Raw genomic sequence first — 23,988 nt, 5'->3', positions numbered from 1 at the left:
AGTGGTGGCATTAACCATCGGTACGATGGATGAGGATTCCGGATACTGCGATTGGCTTGTTTTTAAAGCTCCGGCGATCTCAAAGCCATCGCCGGACCTTTCCCTTCATCCCATCAGGCATAACCAACATGATTTTCAGTTCGTGGCAGTTTATTCTGCTTTTTCTGCCCATCTCATTCTTCGTCTATTTTTGGTTAAACGACCGACGTTTAATCGTGGCAGGAAAGGTCTGGCTGGTTGCCGTCAGCCTGTTTTTCTATGCTTATTGGGACGTTCACTACCTCCCCCTCATATTGGGCTCGATTTTCCTGAACTTCGCGATAGGTACCGGCCTCGCCCAAGCGCACAAAGCCTCCCTTGACGATATCAAGAAGTCACATCACGCGATTAACAGAAAAGTTGTTCTGACAACTGGAATCGTGGCTAACCTGGTGCTCTTGGGGTATTTCAAGTACACCGACTTCCTGATTGGCAACGTTAACGCCGTTTTCGGCACTGACTACGCCATTCAGCATATCCTGCTGCCGTTAGCGATCAGCTTCTTTACCTTCACCCAAATCGTTTACCTGGTGGATAGCTATCGAGGCGAAACCGCAGAGTACGACCTGCTGAATTACTCGCTCTTCGTGACATTCTTTCCACATCTGATTGCCGGTCCGATTGTTCATCACCGCCAGATAATGCCGCAGTTTGCTTCGCGCTGGACACTGGTGCGCAGGTATCCGAACATCCTCAAGGGCTTGTTTATCTTTGCGATCGGCCTATTCAAAAAGGTCGTCATTGCGGACAGTTTTGCCGTCTGGGCCACTGCGGGATTCGATGGTAGTCATAGCCTCGGATTCTTCGAAGCATGGGCAACCAGTCTGGCTTACACATTCCAGCTTTATTTTGACTTCAGCGGCTATTGCGACATGGCCATTGGGGCATCGTTACTCTTCAATATCTGGCTGCCAATAAACTTCAATTCGCCTTACAAGGCCCTGAGCATCCAGGATTTCTGGCGGCGCTGGCACATAACGCTCAGTCATTTTCTGCGTGACTACCTCTACATCCCCTTTGGTGGCAATCGTTCTGGCGAATTTCGTACCTACATCAATCTCTTCGCCACATTCTTGCTCGGCGGTCTCTGGCACGGTGCAACGTGGATGTTTGTAATCTGGGGAGCGTTGCATGGCGCCGCCCTGGTCATCCATCGCTTATGGTCACAATTGCGCCGCCCCATGTCTCCGATACTTGGCTGGTTTCTGACCTTTATGTTCGTGAACGTGACATGGGTATTTTTCCGCGCAAAGACCATGGACGACGCGATGCGCGTGCTGAGCGGCATGGTTGATGTGAGCTCGGCATTTGGACACACAGCGGCTACCGTGCCAGTAGCAGATTTGGCTTGGGGAGGCAGTCTGTCCGATGTCGCATTGAACATCATGCCGGCAACACTGGTGGGTCAACTGCCAATTTTTGTGGCCATTGCTCTGGCGTTTATCATTGTTGCTCAAAAAAACTCGCTTGAAATGGCAAAAGGAGTGATAGGTAAATGGAGGCTGGCTTACGGTGCAGCCCTATTTTCGGTAGCGATGTGTTTCATGCTCGCTGCTACTAGCTCTGTATTTCTTTACTTCAACTTTTGATGGCGTCGACATGAAACGTATCGCACTTATTTTCCTATCATCAATTTTGCTCATACTGTTGTTTATTCCAGCAATAAACATCATAAATGCACCAAGCAAAAGCGCCATAAAACTTACTGAGAAGTCTTTTCTGTACAACATGGACTTCGTTGCCCGGTGGACGTCGAAAATACTCTATCCGTTCGGTATCAGCATAGATTCCAAACAGGTAATTATCGGCAAGGATGATTGGCTTTATCTGGGTGACATGTACCACGAAACCCTATCAAATAACCGACGTACCGCGACAGATTCGGACATTGTTCTTGCGAAAAGAATTGCCGCGGCCACCAAGAATTGGAACTCCTTCTTGGCAGATAGAGGCGTCAAAGTCTTCCGCATCATGATCGGACCAGACAAAGGCAGCATTTACCCTGAACATTTGCCATCGTGGGCTAAGACAGCCTCGTTCAATCCGACTGATGCGCTTCTTGCTGAAGCCGAGCCAGGGACCTTTATTGACCTGAGGCCAACACTGTTGGCAGCGAAAAAGACACACCCTGAGAATCTTTATTTTAAAACAGATACTCACTGGAATGCGCTGGGTGCCGGATTGGCATTTCGGGGTTTTGCTTATGAAGTTGCAAAAGCTGCCCCCGAACTTAAATGGCCTTCAGAGGAGGCGTACGGGATTGCACAAATCAAAAATATACATGGTGGTGATTTGGCAAACTTTCTTAGGCTGTCAGCGAGTCTTTCCGATAGCGAACCGCTCATAAATGCTGGCAACCTGCCGATAAAGACGACAAGAATTGACTTCGAAACCAAAAAAATTCTTTTTGAGGGTGGCAACCCGGAAGTCGGTCCTACCAGTAAAGCATTTATTGTAAAGTCTGAAGGTGCATTGAATAACAAAAAAGTGCTATGGCTGAGGGATTCATTTGGGAACAGCCTGTCGCCTTTGATGGCTGCGACGTTTAGCGAAGTGCTTCAAATTCATTGGGGTAACGCAACAGGGCCTGACGGTAACTTCACTGAACTGGTTGAAAAGTGGAAACCGGATTACGTTTTTATGACTGTAGTTGAGCGCGAGACGCCGTCACTTTGGTCGAGCAGCATGCCTGCAATCAGTGTGATCCCTACAGGTGAAAATTTCCAGGTTGGGAGCATCGCGTCGACCGCCAAAGTAAATCAATTGGCAACCGGACCGTCCGTTAATGAGTATGAAATCAATGGTGATGACGCCTACGTTGATTACTCATTCTCCAGTAAGGATGCGCGGATCAGTGCTCAGTACCTCAATATCAATCTGACGTGTACTGACGGCTCTCCAACCGTTCCGCTACAGTTGTTCTGGATGGAAGATGGGCAGGCCTACTACGATGAAGCGCATAGCACTCGGTTGCTGTTGCGAACCGGGCAGTCTTTGATCAACCTGAAAACAATTCCGAATTGGCCAGTAGGAGCTGACATCAAACGTGTTCGTGTGGATGTCGAGGCAGTTAAGAACTGCACTCGCTTTACGCTCGGCAACCCAAGTTTCGGTGTGCAGAATTGATCCTCTGAAAACTCAAGAACTGAATGGCAGCACCGAAGGTTATTGATGGGTTGCTGCCCTTCTCCTCCAGGTTCGATGCGGAAACTCACGGCATCCAGTTGTCTTTTGAAAAGACCAATAGCTTAAGATGCTATTGGTCTTTTTTTGCTATCAACTCTCGTCTGATCCTGAACAATGAAAAAGCCCTCAACCGCGTGACGGTTGAGGGCTCCAAGTGTTCAGAGAAAACTACTATTCAGCCTCGGGTTCATCCTTTGAAAAGCTTTTAACAACTTTGCTCGCCAGAGCACGGGCATGCTGACGAAGCTCAGGAACCGCCGTGGCTTCCCACAAATGAGCCTTAAGCATAGGGCCGACATAACTTAACCAATCCAGACTTTTCCCGGACCGATCAATAACTGCGTAATCGTCAGCAACTTTGATGCCGAGGTGCAGATCGTCGGCGCAAATTACAGACTCTTTCAGTAAGTAAGAAATGAACGGATCAGTAATTTTACAGACATCTGTGCACGGTCCCGTACAATTGATGACCTGATCGAACTGACGCTCGAGAATATTATCAGTGCCTCTTAATTTGATTTGCGCTGAGACACACGTTCCTTTGATGTCAATCGCTACGATTCGACCAGCGATCGAACTGACAGTGGACGCTGCAAACGCTTCCTGAAAAATCCTGAAAGTCTGCGGTGCGACTCGGTGACGGTAAACATCCCAGTGCGGTTGCAGGTGACGCAAAAAGCGTTTCCGCTCATTAACAGGCAGGCGCTCCCACAAAATAGAGGTAATGGGCCTGAGTGCCGCCACAACTTCACGCCAGTGCTCTGGGGAGCGGGAAACTTCCCTGCGAATTAGCTGGGTGTACACGGAAACAACAGGATCGGCGGCAAGCAGGTCATCACAGATCGTTGTCTTGAATCCAGGTGCAGGCAGCCGCACTCTATGTGCAGTCGGCAATAAGCCACGGCGCGAAACCATAGTTACTTTGGCATCCGGATGTGTACGACGCAGAGAGATCAAAGTATCAACTGCGGTCAGGCCACTTCCAATCAATAAAACAGTGGGTGCTTCTTGATTCATCTCGGCAGCGGGTGCAGACCAAGGATCTCCTAAATATGCTGGGCACTCGTCGAGTTTTTGTAACCCTTGAGGCTTGGCTGGCGAAAAATTCCCGAATGCCAACACCACATGATCCGCAACAATCCGCTCTCCGGTATGAATTTCTAATACCGCCCCGGTTCCCGAAGGCTCAATTGACAAGACCTCGCCCGTCATACGCGAACATTGGACTTCAGACTCTTTTTCAGCCTGAGCCAGCAACTCACTCAGATACGCACCGTACATTTTGCGCGAGACAAAACTACCGGAATGTACTTCTGGATCAAAATTGCGACAAAATTCAAGAAAGGAGTCGGGATCACCTACAAGTGCAGACATATTGCCTGCGGGTACATTCAGCAAGTGGTCAGGACTGCTGGTTCCATAAGCCAACCCACGCGCCATCTTGCCTGAACGGTTGATAATGGTGAGTCGGGATCCCTTGGTGGCGTGTTTGAGAAACTCAATAGCCGTTACTGCCCCGCTAAAGCCTGCGCCAATGATGACTAAACGCTTCACTTGGTATTCCATTGTTTCAAGTAAGCCATGATGGTATCCACCCCATCATCTATTGAATGAGTCAGTGTATCGATTTTGACGTGAGGAGAATCAGGCACTTCATAGGGCGAGTCGATACCGGTGAAGTTCTTGATAAGCCCCTGCCGAGCTTTGCTGTAAAGGCCTTTTGGATCCCTTCGCTCACACTCGCTCAGCGGTGTATCAAGATAGACTTCGATAAAGGACTCCTCACCAATCACACTGCGGGCAAGCGCACGATCGCGGTGGAACGGAGATATAAAGGACGTAATGACAATTAGCCCGGCATCCATGAAAAGATTAGCTACTTCCGCCACGCGACGGATGTTTTCCGTTCGATCCTGATCACCGAACCCTAGGTCCTTGCACAGCCCCATTCGTACGTTATCGCCATCAAGCAGATAAGTGTGGAAGCCATTCGCTATGAGCCGCTGCTCAAGCGCATCGGCCAGAGAAGACTTGCCTGAGCCGCTAAGACCGGTCAGCCAGATTACTACGGGACGCTGATTTTTTTGCTCGCCGCGCACCCGACTGGTCGTCGAGATAGGCTGGCAAGTGAGATTATTCTGCATAATTTCTCGTCATTTTGATGTCTGACCGTTTTCGAGTGCAGCCCCTGACCGACTGAATGACGCTCGGACAGCCTGCATCCACATTGTAAACGCCCCACTCGCTACAGATACCTTACGACTTCAAGCCTTGCCAGCACCAAAGCGATAAGCGAGATAAATCAGCGGAGTAAAAGCAATGAGCAGAGCGGTTATTACGCTCAACATGCCCAATGCAACGAACATCGATAAAGGCAGCAGGAACAGCACGTTTATCATCACAACGGCGAGCGTGACTTTCTTGTGACCTACACTTCGAGCAGCATGCTGGTAAGCGTGCGAACTGTGTGCCTGATAAACCTTGTCACCTCTGAGCAAGCGTCGACCGAGAGTCCATGTCGCATCCACGATGAAGACACCTAACAGGATAACCCAGCTGAACAGCAATTCAGGCTTGCTCCAGGCTCCTTGGAGAGACAAGACGGCTAGGATGATACCGAGAAAGCCACTCCCCGCATCGCCCATGAATATCTTCGCGGGAGGGAAATTCCACCACAGAAATCCTCCAACGGCCGCCGCTAGCATTAGTGGTGGCCAGATCAGCTCAACGCATCCAAGGACATAATAAACCAGACACATGCCCAGGCAGACGCTCATCGCTTCAGCGCTGGCCAATCCATCGATACCGTCCATGAAGTTGTAGAGGTTGAGCATCCAGACCAGATAAATCAAAGCGAGAAAGCACCCGATCCATCCCGGATCAAAGTTGATACCCCAGAGCAGGATCGCAGGCAGTCCATTGAGCCAGTACAACGCCCAGGCGGCAGCAACAAAATGGCCGATCAACCGCCATCTGGCAGCAATATGCCCGTGATCATCAATGAATCCGAGAACGGCTATCAACAAACCTGAACCCGAGAGCCCCCAGAGCGCAGCTGGGTTGATTAGATTCAACTGGGCAAGAACTGGTAAGACAAGTAGAAAGGCGGCAACGATCGCAACGCCCCCGCCCCTTGGAGTAGGCACAGAGTGGGAGCTACGTTCATTGGGTATATCCATCAAACTCTTCGCCAGAGCGTATCGACGCAGAATCATTGTCAAAACCCACGACAACACGAATACCGCCAGTAATAGGCTCCAAACAGTCATCTCTTTACGTTTTCCAGATAATGATCAGCAGTCTGTCGCATAGCGTCGTCAACGCTGACGGGCGGCGTCCAGCCCATTAATTCTCGATTTTTACTAATGTCAACATGCAACGAACCGCATAGTCGCTGAGCGAAAGCTTGCTTACCCAATGTGATGGCCGCCAGCTTCAAAAGCCAGGCTGGCACTGGCAAAAGTCGTGCAGATCTACCCATTGCTACCGAAAGGCGACGCAGCAATTGCGTTGTGGACAGATCTTCGCCGTCGCTTACCAAAAATGTCTGATTGGCCGCCATGGGGTGATCAATGCATACGACGATCAAATGCACGAGATTGCCAATTGCTACAAAACTTCGTTGATTGCGGATTGATCCCAGAGGCAGCGGAATACCCTTATCCAGCCACATCATCATGTTCAGAAAGTTGGCCTTCACCCCAGGCCCATAAACCAAGGGCGGCCGAATAATGACAACCTCCATCCCGGTATCGGAGTGTAGTTTCTTCAACGCTTCTTCGGCTTCGTATTTGGAGATGCCATAGGGATCCACAGGATTCGGCCGACTGTCTGCTTCGTAAGGTCTGGATGGGACTGTGCCTTCACCGTTGACCTTGATTGAACTGACAAAGATGAAACGTTTGACTCCCGATTCCGCTGCGCGCCGTGCCAGCCTCAAGGTTCCTTGCACGTTGACCTTGCGGAACTGCGCGAGAGCATCTTCTGCCGTTTCATTCATGACATGCACCCGAGCCGCAGCATGAACGACTACTTGAACATCATCCAGCGCAGGCAAAACATCGGCATTCATATTGAAAGGCTGGACGGAACACAATCCATTTAAGCGGGTGGCACTGCGCGATGCTGCGATCGGACAAAATTTCCCGTCCATCAACAACCTGAAAACCACAGCTTCTCCGACAAAACCGCTCGCCCCGGTTACCAAAACCTTTAGGGCAGTCATTGGGCCTTATTCCCAATCAACGCAGTGACCCAGCAAATACAAAAGAAAAAAACTTTATCCCTTACCCGACGGCGACACTGCCAGGCACTGAATGAAAGTTTAATTAATTGCCTGCGGCGCAGTTTGAGCCAAGTCATTACAAATGGATTTTTATCCTGTCCGACCAAGTGCACAATTAATTGAACTTGAGTGAACCACCAGCCGTCATGGATAGTTTTATAACGCGCAAACAATGGCGCCAACCCCTTGTTGGCGCCTACCTGGTTACGCTCATGCTGGCGATAGTCCATCGTCGGCTCAGGATCTATGTACCAAAGAAAACCATGGCTACGAGCAAAGGAATAGCAATACCAATCGTGCAGACTGACATCTTGTAACAGATGCCAATTACTGATCATTGACACCTTTAATGAGTCAGCGAGCCTTTTGTTCATAACATAAGTGCAGCCAGGCCCCGCCGCTTCAAAAAGAAAGTCCCAGTCAACCTGAAGCTGCGCCTTATCCAACAAATGGGTTTTTCCATCAGGCCAAAAAGCCGTGACATTGCTGGAGTAGGCGTCGACATGACGACTTTGGATGGCATGAGTCGCACGCTGCAACTTATCTACGTGCCAAATATCATCCTGATCAGCAAAGGAAACGAAATCGAAAGTTTCAAACTCAATATCGCGGATGAGTCGGAAGAAATTACGAGATGCGCCACCAAAGTTACCTGCTGGCGGCAAGACCCGAACTTGCGGGTGATTGGAGGCATAAACTGCACACCACGCTTCAGTACCGTCGGTAGAGGGGTCGATGCTTATATAAACGGTTACATCGACTGCTGACTGGCCAAGGATCGAGGCCAACTGCTCCTCGATCCACTGCATGCCATTATAAGCAGCCAGCAAAACTGCAACCTTGGGACGTTTTACTGGCATGCCATTCCTGCTGCACTGAAAAAACGCTGATGTTCGACGGGAACTGGTGTTTGAATCAGTGCGAAGGTGAATCCAGAAGTTTCTGGAGGTACTGACCGTAGCCAGTCTTTTTCAACGCGTTGGCTTGTTCACCCAACTGCTCGGCAGAAATCCAGCCGTTGTGGTAAGCGATCTCTTCCAGGCAAGCGACTTTCAGACCTTGGCGCTGTTCGATGGTGTGCACAAAGTGACTGGCCTCGAGCAACGAGTCGTGAGTGCCCGTGTCGAGCCAAGCGAAACCACGACCAAGCATTTCGACACTGAGGGACTTGCGCTCAAGATAAACGCGGTTTACGTCGGTAATTTCCAGCTCACCACGCTCAGACGGTTTGATGTTCTTGGCTATTTCCACAACTTCGTTGTCGTAGAAATAAAGACCCGTTACTGCGTAGTTGGATTTTGGGTTTAGTGGTTTCTCTTCAATGCTGAGCGCTCGGCCCTTAGCATCGAACTCGACTACACCAAAACGCTCGGGATCTGAAACGTGATAACCGAACACGGTCGCGCCGCTCTTCTGTTCGGTCGCCGAACGCAAATTGTCCGAGAAGTGCTGGCCATAGAAAATATTGTCGCCGAGGATCAGGCAGCAAGGATCCTGACCAATAAATTCCTCACCGATAATGAACGCCTGAGCGAGACCATCCGGAGTAGGTTGTTCTGCATAGGTCAACTTGATGCCATACAGGCTGCCATCGCCCAACAACTTGCGGAATAACGGCAAGTCCTCAGGCGTGGAGATAATCAGGATTTCGCGCATCCCTGCCAGCATCAGGACCGACAGCGGATAAAAGATCATCGGCTTGTCATAGATCGGCAGCATTTGCTTGGAGACACCAAGCGTGAGCGGGTGCAGACGCGTTCCCGATCCGCCAGCGAGGATGATGCCTTTACGATTTGTCGTGGTCATTTGTTCAGAACTTCCCTAAGCATTCGGGTTACACCACTTTGCCAATCCGGCAAGTGTAGAGAAAAATTGTCGCGCAGTTTCTGAGTATTCAATCGGGAGTTCAGGGGACGACGCGCAGGTGTTGGATACGCAGAAGTATCAATCGGATTGATCGCCGTAACGGCGAGTTCCTCACCATTTGTCTGCGCAAAATCGATCACATGACTGGCGTAGCCATGCCAAGAAACTTCGCCGCTGGCGGCCAAGTGATATAGGCCCGCCAATTCAGGGCGATGCATGACCTGCTGAATAGCCGATGCAGTCACGTCGGCAATCAGGTCTGCACCCGTCGGCGCACCAACTTGGTCGGCGATAACGCTAAGGGTTTCGCGATCCTTGGCCAGACGCAACATGGTTTTAGCGAAATTGTTGCCACGAGCGCCATACACCCAACTGGTGCGGAAGATCAGATGCTTGCAACCCGATGCGATAATCGCTTGCTCACCAGCCAGCTTGCTGGCGCCATAGTGATTCACGGGGGCGACTTGATCAGTTTCCTGCCAGCGCTGAGAACCTTGACCGCTGAACACATAGTCGGTCGAGTAGTGAATTAACCACGCGCCCAGGAACATGGCCTCATCAGCCATGACCTGACATGCCCCACCGTTGACCCGGTCGGCCAGCTCGGTTTCTGACTCAGCCTTATCAACCGCAGTGTAGGCGGCAGCGTTGACAATAACATCAGGTTTGACCAGGCGAATGGTCTCGCGTAATGCGTCCAAGTCGGACAGATCACCACCCGAGTTGCGGTCAAGGGCAATCAATTCACCGAGCGGTGCAAGAGAACGTTGCAGCTCCCAACCCACCTGGCCGTTTTTTCCTAAAAGCAGGATCTTCATGCTTTGCTCGAGCGATCGCTATAGTTCTGATCGATCCACTGCTGGTAGCTACCGCTCTTCACGTGCTCAACCCATTCAGTGTTGTTCAGATACCATTCAACGGTCTTGCGAATACCGGTTTCGAAGGTTTCTTCCGGAGTCCAGCCCAGTTCGCGCTGGATCTTGCTCGCATCGATTGCGTAACGCTGATCGTGACCCGGGCGATCCTGAACATATGTGATCAAGCTCGAATGTGGCCGATGCGCCGAATCCGGACGCAATTCATCGAGCAATGCACAGAGGGTATGCACCACTTCGATGTTTTGTTTTTCGTTGTGACCACCAATGTTGTAAGTCTCACCGATCACACCTTCGGTAACGACTTTGTACAACGCACGAGCGTGATCTTCTACATACAGCCAGTCACGAACTTGATTGCCTTTGCCATAAACCGGCAGCGGCTTGCCTTCCAGCGCATTGAGAATGATCAGCGGGATCAACTTCTCAGGGAAGTGGCATGGGCCATAGTTGTTCGAGCAATTGGTTACCAGTGTTGGCAGGCCATAGGTACGCGCCCAAGCGCGAACAAGGTGATCGGAACTGGCCTTGCTGGCCGAATATGGCGAGCTTGGCTGATACGGCGTGGTTTCGGTGAAGAGATCTTCCGGACCTTCGAGGTCTCCGTAAACTTCATCAGTCGAAATGTGATGGAAGCGGAAGTTAGTCTTGCGCGCATCATCCAACGCAGCCCAATAATGGCGTGCGGCTTCCAGCAAAGTGTAAGTACCGATGATGTTGGTCTGGATGAACTCTGAAGGGCCGGAAATCGAGCGATCAACGTGAGACTCCGCGGCCAGGTGCATGATTGCATCCGGCTGGTGCTCACGCAGAACACGGTCGATCTGATCGCGATCACAGATATCCACGCGCTCAAATGCGTAACGCGAATCCTGACTGACTTCTGCCAGCGACTCGAGGTTACCGGCGTAGGTCAGCTTATCGACGTTAACGACGGAGTCGGTGGTATTGGAGATGATGTGACGAATGACTGCCGAGCCGATGAATCCGGCGCCGCCGGTAACTAGAATTTTCACGCGAAACGATACCCTTGAGCTGCGGACAGAGCCAACAAAGAGCGCTGTCTAATCCATGAATGCAGAAGCCATCAAGTAGTGGCATCCGTCAGTGTCAGTCTGAAACGACGTGCAACAAGGCACTATCGAACAAGGGTTGCATTTTACAGCTTAATGACGGTTTTACTAATGGATAAAGATAGGTTGGAGAGCAATTTCGACAGATGCCCTGCACCTCTCGTTCTCAGACCAGTCGTTTTCGCGCAGCCCTGGAGGAACGCCCCAAGAACCAGCCGAGTATTGGCCCGATCAACATACCAATGAGCAACGCCAGTACGACGACCAACGAGACTGGCAACTGCGGACCAGACAGCCCAAGAAACAACAAAGATACCGACTGCTGATTCTCAAGCACAAACGCCAAAATCACCAACACCAGCAAAAGAATAAAAACGCCGAGAAGTATGCGCTTCAAGTTACGCATGACCAGCTCCCTGAAAGATTGCCACTGTCAAACCCCCTCCTCCTCTTCTTCGTTCACACGATCGCGCAGTTCTTTGCCCGGCTTGAAGTGCGGAACGAATTTGCCATCCAGACTGACGGACTGGCCGGTCTTGGGATTGCGACCAACGCGCGGCGCGCGATAGTGCAGGGAGAAGCTGCCGAACCCACGGATCTCGATGCGATCACCAGTGGCCAGGCATTGGGACATTTGTTCAAGCATGGTCTTGATGGCCAGCTCCACATCCTTGGATGAGAGCAGCCCTTGATGGGTGACAATTCGTTCGATCAACTCCGACTTCGTCATATTTTTCCCTTCTTTTTCAAGCAGCTAGATCAGCGCTTGAAAGGTTTTAGCACGCCCGGAAGAATTTGAACAGCCCAGGGATTGACATATCTTCCTCCGCGTCCAAACGCCCATTTTCAGGGCATCAACACCTGACCGGATCACGCGAGATCAGCGACAGATCACCACCATGGTCCGAGTCACGAAGCCCGCAGGGTTGAAGCCGAACGGGTAATCATCCTCATCCTTGGCATCGTCAGATCGCGTAATGACTTTGTAACCTGCACCCTTGCACTCCTTCGCCGCACGCTTTTGGCACTTCTCCCAGCCAGAGCCCAGTCCGGAACAGTCGACCTCTATACCACTGACGCCGCGCACGGCATGGGTCTTCGCACTTGTGGTGCAACCTGCCAACGCCAGCAACACTGCAATGACAATAAACTTGTTCATCCACTTCCTTATGCCAGGCCATGCCCGACGACTACACGCTTAAGACCAAGCTTAGTCGTGAATAGACGATTGATCCGATTAAAGAAACAGACCTACGAGCAAAGGAATTGGTTTCACGCGCTGAAGCAGTGCATCAAATCGCAGGCACAAAAAAGGGCGACCGAAGTCGCCCTTTTTAATGATCAAGCAGAACTTAGTTCTGTTTGGCCATTGCCTGGCGCAGCAGTGCCGCCATGGTGGTGTCGCCAGCAGGAGCTTCTTCAGCCTTCAGGCTTTGGATAGCTTCTTTCTCTTCAGCATCGTCTTTCGACTTGATGGAGAGCTGGATTACGCGGCTCTTGCGATCAACGCTGATGATCTTGGCTTCTACTTCCTGGCCTTCTTTCAGAACGTTGCGCGCGTCTTCAACGCGGTCACGGCTGATTTCGGAGGCTTTCAGAGTCGCTTCGATATCGTCGGCCAGAACGATGATGGCGCCTTTGGCGTCAACTTCTTTCACAGTACCTTTAACGATTGCGCCTTTGTCGTTCTCTTGAACGTACTCGGAGAACGGATCGCTTTCCAGTTGCTTGATACCCAGGGAGATACGCTCGCGCTCTGGGTCAACCGACAGGATAACGGTGTCCAGCTCGTCGCCCTTCTTGAAACGACGAACAGCTTCTTCGCCAACTTCGTTCCAGGAGATGTCGGACAGGTGAACCAGGCCGTCGATGCCGCCGTCCAGACCAATGAAGATACCGAAATCGGTGATCGACTTGATGGTGCCGGAGATTTTATCGCCCTTGTTGAACTGGCCAGAGAAATCTTCCCATGGGTTAGATTTGCACTGCTTGATGCCCAGGGAGATACGACGACGCTCTTCGTCGATGTCCAGAACCATAACTTCCACTTCGTCGCCGACTTGTACGACTTTCGAAGGGTGGATGTTCTTGTTGGTCCAGTCCATTTCGGAAACGTGTACCAGACCTTCAACGCCTTCTTCCAGCTCAGCGAAGCAGCCGTAGTCGGTCAGGTTGGTTACACGAGCGGTAACGCGAGTGCTTTCTGGGTAACGGGCTTTGATAGCAACCCATGGATCTTCGCCCAGCTGCTTCAGGCCCAGGGAAACACGATTGCGTTCGCGATCGTACTTCAGAACCTTAACGTCGATTTCGTCACCAACGTTGACGATCTCGGAAGGATGCTTGATGCGCTTCCAGGCCATGTCGGTGATGTGCAGCAGGCCGTCCACGCCACCCAGATCGACGAATGCGCCGTAATCGGTGAGGTTTTTGACGATACCTTTGACTTGCTGGCCTTCCTGCAGGGATTCCAGCAGAGCTTCACGCTCGGCGGAGTTCTCGGCTTCCAGGACGCTGCGACGGGAAACGACAACGTTGTTGCGCTTCTGGTCCAGCTTGATGACCTTGAATTCCAGCTCTTTGCCTTCCAGGTGCGTGGTGTCGCGCACTGGACGGACGTCAACCAGGGAACCTGGCAGGAACGCACGGATGCCGTTAACGTCGACAGTGAAGCCGCCTTTAACCTTACCGTTGATAACGCCCTTGACCACTTCCTCGGCTGCGAAGGCAGCTTCCAGAACGATCCAGCATTCAGCGCGCTTGGCTTTTTCACGGGACAGCTTGGTTTCACCGAAACCGTCTTCAACCGAGTCCAGAGCAACGTGAACTTCGTCACCGACATTGATAGTCAGATCGCCAGCGTCGTTGTAGAACTGCTCAAGCGGGATGAGTGCTTCAGACTTCAGGCCAGCGTGAACGGTTACCCAGCGAGCTTGGTAATCGATATCAACGATAACACCGGTGATGATGGAGCCTGCCTGAAGGTTCAGGGTTTTTAGGCTTTCTTCAAAGAGTTCCGCAAAGCTTTCGCTCATTTTAATTCCTGTAAATGAGGGCGAAGGATACGCCCATCTCCACACCCCAGACGGTGTGGGTTAGTTTCATATAGAAGAAGCGCCGCAGGACTATGACTGGTCCCCTGCAACCTTCTTGGTCACCCGGCGATATCGCGAATGGCGATCTCGCTCATGATGCGTTCAAGCACCTGATCGATGGACAACTCCGTGGAATCCAGCTGTATGGCATCAGCCGCCGGCTTGAGCGGGGCTACTGCGCGCTGGGTATCACGCTCATCGCGTGCACGGATCTCATCTAGCAGACTCGACAGACTAACACCCTCGACTTTGCCCTTCAACTGCAAATATCGACGGCGCGCTCTCTCCTCGGCACTGGCGGTCAGAAAAATCTTCAGTGGTGCGGTCGGAAAAACCACCGTACCCATGTCGCGACCATCGGCCACCAGACCCGGCGCCTCCTGGAACGCGCGTTGACGCTGCAGCAGCGCCTCGCGCACGGCGGGCAATGCAGCCACTTGAGAGGCGCCGGAACCGACGCTTTCAGTACGAATGACATCGCTGACTTCGTCACCTTCCAGAATGATGCGCTGCAGCTGACCGTCGGTCGCCGCGATGAATTGCACATCCAGATGAGCGGCAAGTTTCTTCAGCAGCTCTTCATTGGTCAGGTCGACACCGTGATTGTGCGCAGCAAACGCCAGCAAGCGGTAAAGCGCACCGGAATCCAGCAGGTTCCAGCCCAGACGTTTGGCCAGAATCCCGGCTACCGTGCCTTTGCCCGAGCCGCTTGGCCCATCAATGGTGATGACCGGTGCAATTTTTTTCACGACTGAGCCTCTTGTGCCACACGAATACCGACCTGCGCACACAGCGCGAGGAAGTTCGGGAACGATGTCGCGACGTTGGCGCAATCATGGATGCGAATCGGCGCAGTGGCGCGCAACGAAGCCACGCTGAATGCCATGGCGATACGGTGATCGCCGTGACCATGCACTTCGCCGCCGCCGATCTGGCCGCCGTCGATGATGATGCCGTCCGGGGTCGGTTCGCACTTGACACCCAGCGCCAGCAAACCGTCCGCCATGACCTGGATGCGATCCGATTCCTTGACCCGCAGCTCTTCGGCGCCGGTCAGCACGGTGCGCCCTTCGGCACAGGCCGCGGCCACGAACAGCACCGGGAACTCGTCGATGGCCAGCGGCACCAACTCTTCAGGAATCTCGATACCTTTGAGCTTGGCTGCTCGCACACGCAGGTCAGCCACTGGTTCGCCGCCGACTTCACGCTGGTTTTCCAGAGTAATGTCCGCGCCCATCAGGCGCAGGATGTCGATGACACCGGTACGGGTCGGGTTGATACCGACGTGCTCAAGCACCAGCTCGGAACCCTCGGCGATCGAAGCCGCCACCAGGAAAAACGCGGAAGACGAGATGTCGCCCGGCACTTCGATATGGGTTGCGGTCAGCTTGCCGCCGGACTCGACCGATGCAGTCGCGCCTTCAACGCTCACCGGGTAACCGAAGCCGCGCAACATGCGCTCGGTGTGATCGCGAGTTGGCGCTGGCTCGGTGACGGTGGTCTTGCCTTCAGCGTACAGACCCGCCAGCAGCAAGCAGGATTTAACCTGAGCACTGGCCATCGGCATGGTGTAGGTCAGACCTTTGAGCTTGTGCCCGCCACGAATAGTCATCGGCGGACGCCCTTCGGCGGCGGTTTCAATCACCGCGCCCATTTCACGCAGCGGGTTGGCCACGCGATTCATCGGACGCTTGGACAGGGAAGCATCGCCGGTCAGGGTGCTGTCGAAATTCTGCGCCGCCAACAGGCCGGACAGCAGACGCATCGACGTACCGGAGTTGCCCAGATAGATCGGACCCGGCGCAGGTTTCAGGCCATGCAGGCCGACACCGTGAATGGTCACGCGGCCGTGATGCGGGCCCTCGATGACCACGCCCATGTCGCGGAACGCCTGCAAGGTTGCCAGGGCGTCTTCACCCTCAAGGAAACCTTCGACTTCGGTGACGCCTTCGGCCAGCGAGCCGAGCATGATCGAACGGTGGGAAATGGATTTGTCGCCCGGTACGCGAATCCGACCGGACAGGCGGCCACCAGGTTGAGCCAGGAAGATCAGATCGTTGGAATTCATAGCGTCCACATAGGCCCTGCGGGCCAGGATTTTACTGAAATGCTCACGAGCAACCCGGGCGCGAGTGAAAACGCCCAACAATTGGTGCCCATCCCCTGCATCGACCGCGTCGCGCAAGGCGTCGAGGTCGCTGCGAAATGTATCGAGTGTGCGCAGAACAGCCTCGCGGTTGGCGAGGAAGATGTCGTGCCACATCACCGGGTCGCTTCCGGCGATTCTTGTGAAATCGCGGAAACCACCGGCAGCGTAACGGAAGATCTCAAGGTTTTCATTGCGCTTGGCCAACGAGTCAACCAGACCGAAGGCCAGCAGGTGCGGCAAATGACTGGTTGCGGCCAGCACTTCATCGTGACGTTCGACCTGCATGTGCTCGACGTCGGCACCCAATTCGCGCCACAACCGATCAACGATCGCCAGCGCAGCCGGATCGGTTTGCTCAAGCGGCGTCAGGATCACTTTATGACGACGGAACAGTTCGGCATTGGAGGCTTCCACCCCACTCTGCTCGGAGCCGGCAATCGGATGGCCCGGCACGAACCGCGCCGGCATGCCGCCAAACGCCTCGGTCGCCGCGCGCACCACATTGCCTTTGGCACTGCCGACATCAGTCAGAATCGCCTGACCCAGATCCATGCTCGCCAAACGTGCGAGGACTTTTTCCATGGCCAGAATCGGCACCGCCAACTGAATCACGTCAGCGCCCTGACAGGCAGCCGTCAGATCGTCTTCACAGCGATCCACCACACCCAACTCAACCGCCAGCTTGCGCGATTGCGCATCGAGATCGACCCCGACCACTTCGCGACAAACACCACTTTCACGCAAGCCTTTGGCGAACGAACCACCGATCAACCCCAGACCGACCACTACAAGGCGACCGATCATAGGTGCAGCAGATTGCAGAGCAGTGACATCACCCACGAGCCAGAACCTTGCGCAGCGCTTCGAGGAAACGGCTGTTTTCGGCCGGCAGACCAATGGTGATCCGCAGGTGATTCGGCATGCCGTAATTGGCCACCGGGCGCACGATCACCCCTTCGGCCAGCAAGCCCTGGAACACCGGAGCTGCCACCTGAGCGAGATCGACGCAGATGAAGTTGCCTTTGGACTCGATCCAGCCAAGACCCAGCTCACGGAAACCGGCTTGCAACTGCTGCATGCCGGACTCGTTGAGCTGACGGCTTTGCGCCAGATACTCCTCGTCTTTCAACGCCGCACAGGCAGCCGCAAGGGCCAGGCTGTTGACGTTGAATGGCTGGCGAACACGGTTCAGCACGTCCGCCACTACCGGAGTCGACAGACCGTAGCCAACGCGCAATGCCGCCAGACCATAGGCCTTGGAGAAGGTGCGCGAAACCAGAAGGTTCGGGTACGCCGCGAGGAAATCCAGACCATCCGGCAAGTCACTGCCTTCGGCGTACTCGATGTAGGCCTCATCCAGGACCACCAGTACATGCTCCGGAACATCCTGCAGAAACTCGTCCAGCGCCTCGGCGCCGAACCAGGTGCCGGTCGGGTTGTTCGGGTTGGCGATGAACACCACGCGGGTGTTGGCATCGATGGCCGCCAGCATTGCAGGCAGGTCGTGCCCCCAATCCTTGGCTGGCACTACTTTGGCCTGAGCGCCGACCGCTTGAGTCGCGATCGGATACACCGCGAACGCATGTACGCTGAACACAGCATTCAGGCCCGGCGCCAGATAGGCGCGCGCCACCAGCTCAAGAATGTCGTTGGAGCCATTGCCCAGCGTGACCTGGTTCAGCTCGACGCGGCACTGTTCGGCCAGCAGCGACTTGAGTGCGAAACCGTTACCGTCAGGATAACGAGTCAGCTCGGCTAGCTCTTCGCGAATCGCCGCCAAGGCTTTAGGACTGGCGCCCAATGGGTTTTCGTTGCTTGCCAGCTTGACGATTTTCGCCGAATCCAGATCCAGCTCGCGCGCCAGTTCGTCCACAGGCTTGCCCGGAACGTACGGCGAAAGTTGTTGCACGCCCGGCTGTGCCAGAGCGAGGAAATTGCCACTCATTTACTACCGCCCCTTACAGAACTGCTTTCGGGTAGGAACCCAGCACTTTGAGTGCTACTGCTTCCTGACTGATCTTTTCCAGTACACCTTTGATCAAGGGATCACGGTGGTGGCCGACGAAGTCGATGAAGAACACGTAGGTCCATTTGCCGCTGCGCGACGGCCGGGTTTCGATGCGAGTCAGGTCGATCCCGTTGTCATGGAAAGGCACCAGCAGCTCATGGAGCGCGCCGGGTTTGTTGCTCATGGACACGATGATCGAGGTCTTGTCGTCGCCGGTCGGCGGCACTTCCTGGTTACCAATCATCAGGAAGCGCGTGGAGTTGTCCGGGCGATCTTCGATCTTTTCGGCCAGACGCGTCAGACCATACAGACCGGCCGCCATGTCGCCCGCAATCGCCGCAGAATTCCACTCGCCTTTAACCCGCTTGGCCGCCTCGGCATTGCTGGACACTGCAACGCGCTCGACATTCGGGTAATGCGCGTCCAGCCACTTGCGGCACTGGGCCAGCGACTGAGCATGGGAATAGATGCGGGTGATGCTGTCGGTCTTGGTGTTTTCACCGACCAACAGGTGATGGTGGATGCGCAGCTCGACTTCGCCACAAATCACCATGTCGTGCTCGAGGAAGCTGTCGAGGGTATGGTTGACCGCGCCTTCGGTGGAGTTTTCCACCGGCACCACGCCAAAATTCACCGCACCGGCCGCCACTTCACGGAACACTTCGTCGATTGCCGCCATCGGCTTGCTGATCACTGCGTGACCGAAGTGTTTCATGGCCGCAGCCTGAGTGAAGGTGCCCTCAGGGCCGAGGTAAGCCACTTTCAGCGGCTGCTCCAGCGCCAGACACGAAGACATGATTTCGCGGAACAACCGCGCCATTTCTTCGTTGCCCAACGGCCCCTGATTGCGCTCCATCACTCGCTTGAGCACCTGGGCTTCGCGCTCAGGACGATAGAACACCGGCACTTCGCCTTCGGCCAGCGAGGCCATCTTTACTCGCGCGACTTCCTGGGCGCAACGCGCACGCTCACTGATCAGCTCCATGACTTTGGTGTCAAGAGCGTCAATGCGAACGCGCAGTGCCTTGAGTTCTTGCTCGGACATCAGCCGTGTTCCTTCTCGAATTCAGCCATGTACGCCACCAGCGCATTAACGGCGGTGATGTCGACGGCGTTGTAGATGGAGGCGCGCATGCCGCCCACCGAGCGGTGACCCTTGAGGTTGAGCAGACCGCGCTCTTCGGCACCGACCAGGAACGGCTTGTCGAGACGATCATCAGCCAGACGGAACGGCACGTTCATCCACGAGCGATCCGACTTGTTGATCGGGTTGCTGTAGAGGCCGCTGGCGTCGATGAAGTCGTACAGCGTGCGCTGTTTGGTGTCGTTCAGCTTGGCGATGGCTTCGACGCCACCCTGCTCTTTCAGCCACTGGAACACCAGACCGGACAGATACCAAGCCAGCGTCGGCGGCGTGTTGTACATCGAGCCGTTATCCGCCGCGACTTTGTAGTCGAGCATGGTCGGACACAGCGCACGCGCCTTGCCGAGCAAGTCTTCGCGAATGATGTTGACGACGATGCCGCTCGGGCCAATATTCTTTTGTGCGCCGGCGTAGATCATGCCGAAACGCGAGACATCGACTGGACGCGACAGAATGTCCGAAGACATGTCCGCCACCAATGGCACGTCACCGACTTCCGGAATCCATTGGAATTCCAGACCGCCAATGGTTTCGTTCGGCGCGTAGTGAACGTAAGCGGCGTCTTTCGACAGGTTCCACTCGTTCTGGCCGGGGATGGCGAAATAGTCGTAAGGCTTGGCGGTGGCGGCAACGTTGACATGGCCGTAGCGCGAGGCTTCTTCGATGGCTTTCTGCGACCAGATACCGGTGTCGATATAGTCGGCCGAGCCGCCTTCAGGCAGCAGGTTCAGTGGAATCTGCGCGAATTGCTGGCTGGCGCCACCTTGCAGAAACAGCACTTTATAGTTCGACGGGATATTCAGCAGGTCACGCAGATCCTGCTCGGCCTGGGTGGCAATGGACACGAACTCATCGCTGCGATGGCTCATTTCCATGACCGACAAGCCCTTGCCATGCCAATCAAGGAGTTCACCCTGGGCGCGCTGCAGGACAGCTTCAGGAAGCGCCGCAGGACCGGCGCAGAAGTTATAGGCTCGCTTGCTCACATCCAATCTCGCTCTGATTTGGTGGTATCACAATAAATCTGTAAATCGATAATTCTGCACATCTACCTCTGCAGGAGTTGCCGAAGGCTGCGATCTTTTGATCTTGATTGTAAAAAACAGGATCAAAAGATCGCAGCCTTTGGCAACTCCTACAGGGTCTTGCGTTATTTTCATACGGGACAAATAACAAGGGGGCGAATTCTCATCCGCCCCCTCGCTTGTCCGCTTATTCTTGCGGTTCTTCGTCTGCTGCGGCGTCGAGCTGCTGGTCTTCGGCAGCGTCGTCAATCACGACATTGCCTTCGAACTCCTCGCCCTCTTCACCTTCGAGCTCTTCACCTTCGACTTCCGAAGGCTCTTGCACCCGCTCCAGGCCGACCAGGGTTTCATCCTTGGCCAGTTTGATCAGCGTGACACCTTGAGTGTTACGACCCAGGCTCGACACTTCGTCGACACGGGTACGCACCAGCGTGCCCTGATCGGAGATCAGCATGATCTCTTCGCCGTCCTGCACCTGAACCGCACCGACCAGACGGCCGTTACGCTCGTTGCTGACCATGGCGATAACGCCCTGACCGCCACGCTTGTACTCAGGGAACTCGGTGATGGCGGTACGCTTGCCATAACCGCGCTCGGAAGCGGTGAGAATCTCGCTGCCTTCTTCCGGGATCAGCATGGAAATCAGCTTCTGACCTTCCGGCAGACGCATACCACGCACACCGCGGGCGGTACGGCCCATGGCGCGAACTTCGGATTCCTTGAAGCGAGTAACCTTGCCGCCGTCGGAGAACAGCATGATCTCCTGCTCGCCGTCGGTGACGGCTGCGGAAATCAGGATGTCGCCTTCGTCCAGCTCCAGCGCGATCAGACCAACGCTACGCTGACGGCTGAAGGCCACCAGCGGGGTCTTCTTGACCGTACCGTTGGCAGTCGACATGAAGATGAACGGTGCCTTCTTGCGGTCGGCAGCCTTGATGCGCGCGCGGCGCTCTTCGTCGGTCTCGTTGCTGTTTTCGATTTCTTCTACATCAGCCTCGGCGCCTTCGGCTTCTTCTTCATCAGCCTGACGCTTCATGGCTTCGAGATCGACCGGCAGCATGGTGGTGATGTATTCGCCCTCGCTCAATGGCAAGAGGTTGACCAGCGGACGACCACGGGCAGCGCGGGACGCTTCCGGGATCTCGTAGGTCTTGAGCCAGTACACCTTGCCCTTGCTGGAGAACAGCAGCAGCGTGGTGTGGCTGTTGGCAACCAGCAGGTGAGCAATGTAGTCCTCATCCTTGACGCCGGTCGCCGATTTGCCTTTACCGCCACGACGCTGAGCCTGGTACGCAGCCAATGGCTGGGTCTTGGCGTAGCCACCGTGGGAGATGGTCACGACACGCTCTTCTTCCGGGATCATGTCACCCAGAGTCAGATCGAGGCGCGCATCGAGAATTTCGGTGCGACGCACATCGCCGTATTCGGCACGGATCACTTCCAGCTCTTCGCGGATCACTTCCATCAGGCGCACGGCGCTGTTGAGGATGCGGATCAGCTCCCCGATCTGGTTGAGGATCTCTTGATACTCGGCCAGCAGTTTCTCGTGCTCCAGACCGGTCAGACGGTGCAGACGCAGTTCCAGAATGGCTTGCGCCTGCTCTGGCGACAGGAAGTACTTGCCTTCACGCAGACCGTATTGCGGATCGAGGGTCTCCGGACGGCACGAATCAGCACCGGCACGCTCAACCATCGCGACCACAGCGGAGGATTCCCACGCGGTCTTGATCAGCGCTTCCTTGGCTTCCGACGGGGTCGGCGAAGCCTTGATCAGGGCGATCACCGGGTCGATGTTCGACAGGGCAACCGCTTGACCTTCAAGGATGTGGCCACGCTCACGGGCTTTACGCAGTTCGAACACGGTACGACGGGTGACGACTTCGCGGCGGTGACGAACGAAGGCTTCCAGCAGATCCTTGAGGTTGAGGATCCGCGGACGGCCGTCGATCAGCGCGACGATGTTGATGCCGAACACCGCTTGCAGCTGGGTCTGGGCGTAGAGGTTGTTGAGGATCACCTCAGGCACTTCGCCGCGACGCAGTTCGATCACGACGCGCATACCGTCCTTGTCGGACTCGTCGCGCAGCTCGGTGATGCCTTCCAGCTTCTTCTCTTTGACCAGCTCGGCGATCTTCTCGATCAGACGCGCCTTGTTCAACTGGTAAGGGAGTTCGGTGATGACGATCTGCTGACGACCACCGACCTTGTCGATGTCCTCGATGATCGAGCGGGCACGCATGTAAATGCGCCCGCGACCGGTGCGGTAGGCTTCGATGATGCCGGCGCGACCGTTGATGATCGCGGCGGTCGGGAAGTCCGGACCGGGGATGTATTGCATCAGTTCATCGACGGTCAGCTCAGGGTTGTCGATGAGCGCCAGGCAACCGTCGATGACTTCACCGAGGTTGTGCGGCGGAATGTTGGTCGCCATGCCCACGGCGATACCGCTGGAGCCGTTGACCAGCAGGTTGGGAATCCGCGTCGGCATGACCGCCGGGATCATCTCGGTGCCGTCGTAGTTCGGCACCCAGTCCACGGTTTCCTTGTGCAGGTCGGCCAGCAGCTCGTGCGCCAGCTTGGTCATGCGTACTTCGGTGTATCGCATGGCCGCGGCGTTGTCGCCGTCCACCGAACCGAAGTTGCCCTGACCGTCGACCAGCAGGTAGCGCAGGGAGAAAGGCTGAGCCATGCGGACGATGGTGTCGTACACCGCAGTATCACCGTGCGGGTGATACTTACCGATCACGTCGCCGACAACACGGGCAGATTTCTTGTACGGCTTGTTGTAGTCGTTGCCCAGCTCGCTCATCGCGAACAGTACGCGACGGTGCACGGGCTTGAGGCCATCGCGCGCATCCGGCAGTGCACGGCCGACGATCACGCTCATCGCGTAGTCGAGGTAGGACTGCTTCAGCTCGTCTTCGATATTGACCGGGAGGATTTCTTTGGCCAGTTCGCCCATGAGAAGCCTGATTCCTTTTTCTGGTGAAACTTCGTCATATCCATGTGGGAGCAACGAAGCTCGTCGGGCACGGCCGAGTGCCGTGCGCCGACTTACGACAAATCAACAATCCGGAGAGTGGATTTGCGCAGTAAAGACAGCTCCGTGGAGCTGCCTCGGAAAACGCCGGATGTTATCACAAAGGCCGCCACGCACCTATCCCCCAGACGCGCATGGAGCATAGTTAGTTGACTGGTGACAGGCTTAACGGGGACGAGAGAGGCTCAGAGCTTCTTTGAATG

At 54.7% G+C, this 23,988-nt stretch carries 20 protein-coding genes; 2 read left to right on the top strand and 18 right to left on the bottom strand.

Features of this window, described 5'->3' with window-relative positions; all coding sequences use genetic code 11:
* The first annotated feature begins 128 nt into the window (after window positions 1-128).
* Both ICA15_RS16770 and ICA15_RS16765 read left to right on the top strand, forming a co-directional pair.
* Window positions 129-1,628: an MBOAT family O-acyltransferase gene (locus ICA15_RS16770; protein WP_210553980.1), complete on the top strand. Its 1,500-nt coding sequence runs from the start codon at window positions 129-131 to the stop codon at window positions 1,626-1,628.
* Between the two features lie 10 nt (window positions 1,629-1,638).
* Entirely contained in the window at window positions 1,639-3,165 is a 1,527-nt protein-coding gene (locus ICA15_RS16765; protein ID WP_210553981.1) for an alginate O-acetyltransferase AlgX-related protein, read from the top strand.
* 231 nt (window positions 3,166-3,396) lie between these two features.
* Here ICA15_RS16765 and ICA15_RS16760 read toward each other — a convergent pair whose 3' ends face one another.
* The 18 genes from ICA15_RS16760 to gyrA all read right to left on the bottom strand — a co-directional run bounded on the left by ICA15_RS16760 (window position 3,397) and on the right by gyrA (window position 23,707).
* A complete protein-coding gene (locus ICA15_RS16760) occupies window positions 3,397-4,779 on the bottom strand; it encodes an FAD/NAD(P)-binding protein (protein ID WP_210553982.1) in 1,383 nt (460 codons plus the stop codon).
* The gene (gene cysC / locus ICA15_RS16755; RefSeq protein WP_210553983.1) at window positions 4,776-5,369 is read right to left on the bottom strand and encodes an adenylyl-sulfate kinase; all 594 of its coding nucleotides are present in this window, start codon (window positions 5,367-5,369) and stop codon (window positions 4,776-4,778) included. Before cysC ends, ICA15_RS16760 begins: the two co-directional genes overlap by 4 nt.
* A 120-nt stretch (window positions 5,370-5,489) precedes the next feature.
* The gene (locus ICA15_RS16750) at window positions 5,490-6,494 is read right to left on the bottom strand and encodes an MraY family glycosyltransferase (protein ID WP_210553984.1); all 1,005 of its coding nucleotides are present in this window, start codon (window positions 6,492-6,494) and stop codon (window positions 5,490-5,492) included.
* On the bottom strand, window positions 6,491-7,450 hold the full coding sequence (locus ICA15_RS16745) for a UDP-glucose 4-epimerase family protein (RefSeq protein WP_210553985.1): 960 nt from the start codon (window positions 7,448-7,450) through the stop codon (window positions 6,491-6,493). Before ICA15_RS16745 ends, ICA15_RS16750 begins: the two co-directional genes overlap by 4 nt.
* Window positions 7,447-8,370 (bottom strand): glycosyltransferase, encoded by a 924-nt coding sequence (locus tag ICA15_RS16740; RefSeq protein ID WP_210553986.1) that lies wholly within the window; start codon window positions 8,368-8,370, stop codon window positions 7,447-7,449. The genes ICA15_RS16745 and ICA15_RS16740 overlap by 4 nt, the downstream gene beginning before the upstream one ends.
* Before the next feature lie 55 nt (window positions 8,371-8,425).
* The gene (gene rfbA, locus ICA15_RS16735) at window positions 8,426-9,316 is read right to left on the bottom strand and encodes a glucose-1-phosphate thymidylyltransferase RfbA (protein WP_210553987.1); all 891 of its coding nucleotides are present in this window, start codon (window positions 9,314-9,316) and stop codon (window positions 8,426-8,428) included.
* On the bottom strand, window positions 9,313-10,194 hold the full coding sequence (rfbD, locus tag ICA15_RS16730; RefSeq protein ID WP_210553988.1) for a dTDP-4-dehydrorhamnose reductase: 882 nt from the start codon (window positions 10,192-10,194) through the stop codon (window positions 9,313-9,315). The genes rfbA and rfbD overlap by 4 nt, the downstream gene beginning before the upstream one ends.
* Window positions 10,191-11,267, bottom strand: a complete 1,077-nt coding sequence (gene rfbB, locus ICA15_RS16725) for a dTDP-glucose 4,6-dehydratase (protein WP_210553989.1) — start codon at window positions 11,265-11,267, stop codon at window positions 10,191-10,193. Before rfbB ends, rfbD begins: the two co-directional genes overlap by 4 nt.
* A gap of 223 nt (window positions 11,268-11,490) precedes the next feature.
* Window positions 11,491-11,730, bottom strand: a complete 240-nt coding sequence (locus ICA15_RS16720; protein ID WP_210553990.1) for a lipopolysaccharide assembly protein LapA domain-containing protein — start codon at window positions 11,728-11,730, stop codon at window positions 11,491-11,493.
* A 27-nt stretch (window positions 11,731-11,757) separates the two neighbouring features.
* Window positions 11,758-12,054: an integration host factor subunit beta gene (gene ihfB, locus ICA15_RS16715; protein ID WP_003189779.1), complete on the bottom strand. Its 297-nt coding sequence runs from the start codon at window positions 12,052-12,054 to the stop codon at window positions 11,758-11,760.
* Window positions 12,055-12,204: 150 nt separating this feature from the next.
* Window positions 12,205-12,483 (bottom strand): hypothetical protein, encoded by a 279-nt coding sequence (locus ICA15_RS16710; RefSeq protein WP_210553991.1) that lies wholly within the window; start codon window positions 12,481-12,483, stop codon window positions 12,205-12,207.
* 193 nt (window positions 12,484-12,676) lie between these two features.
* Window positions 12,677-14,359, bottom strand: a complete 1,683-nt coding sequence (gene rpsA / locus ICA15_RS16705) for a 30S ribosomal protein S1 (protein ID WP_007908431.1) — start codon at window positions 14,357-14,359, stop codon at window positions 12,677-12,679.
* A 119-nt stretch (window positions 14,360-14,478) separates the two neighbouring features.
* Entirely contained in the window at window positions 14,479-15,168 is a 690-nt protein-coding gene (gene cmk / locus ICA15_RS16700; RefSeq protein ID WP_210553992.1) for a (d)CMP kinase, read from the bottom strand.
* Complete coding sequence (locus ICA15_RS16695) at window positions 15,165-17,372, bottom strand: bifunctional prephenate dehydrogenase/3-phosphoshikimate 1-carboxyvinyltransferase (protein WP_241865730.1); 2,208 nt, start codon at window positions 17,370-17,372, stop codon at window positions 15,165-15,167. Before ICA15_RS16695 ends, cmk begins: the two co-directional genes overlap by 4 nt.
* Before the next feature lie 28 nt (window positions 17,373-17,400).
* Window positions 17,401-18,513: a histidinol-phosphate transaminase gene (hisC, locus tag ICA15_RS16690; RefSeq protein ID WP_210553994.1), complete on the bottom strand. Its 1,113-nt coding sequence runs from the start codon at window positions 18,511-18,513 to the stop codon at window positions 17,401-17,403.
* 13 nt (window positions 18,514-18,526) lie between these two features.
* The gene (gene pheA, locus ICA15_RS16685) at window positions 18,527-19,621 is read right to left on the bottom strand and encodes a prephenate dehydratase (protein ID WP_210553995.1); all 1,095 of its coding nucleotides are present in this window, start codon (window positions 19,619-19,621) and stop codon (window positions 18,527-18,529) included.
* Window positions 19,621-20,706, bottom strand: a complete 1,086-nt coding sequence (gene serC / locus ICA15_RS16680) for a 3-phosphoserine/phosphohydroxythreonine transaminase (RefSeq protein WP_150603299.1) — start codon at window positions 20,704-20,706, stop codon at window positions 19,621-19,623. The genes pheA and serC overlap by 1 nt, the downstream gene beginning before the upstream one ends.
* 226 nt (window positions 20,707-20,932) lie before the next feature.
* Window positions 20,933-23,707 (bottom strand): DNA gyrase subunit A, encoded by a 2,775-nt coding sequence (gene gyrA, locus ICA15_RS16675; protein ID WP_150615977.1) that lies wholly within the window; start codon window positions 23,705-23,707, stop codon window positions 20,933-20,935.
* Window positions 23,708-23,988 lie beyond the last annotated feature (281 nt).

The sequence above is a fragment of the Pseudomonas sp. P116 genome, from assembly GCF_020149425.1.
Lineage (GTDB): Bacteria > Pseudomonadota > Gammaproteobacteria > Pseudomonadales > Pseudomonadaceae > Aquipseudomonas > Aquipseudomonas anatoliensis.
Note: the sequence above shows the minus strand (reverse complement) of the source record. Positions and strands in the feature narration are given on the sequence as shown.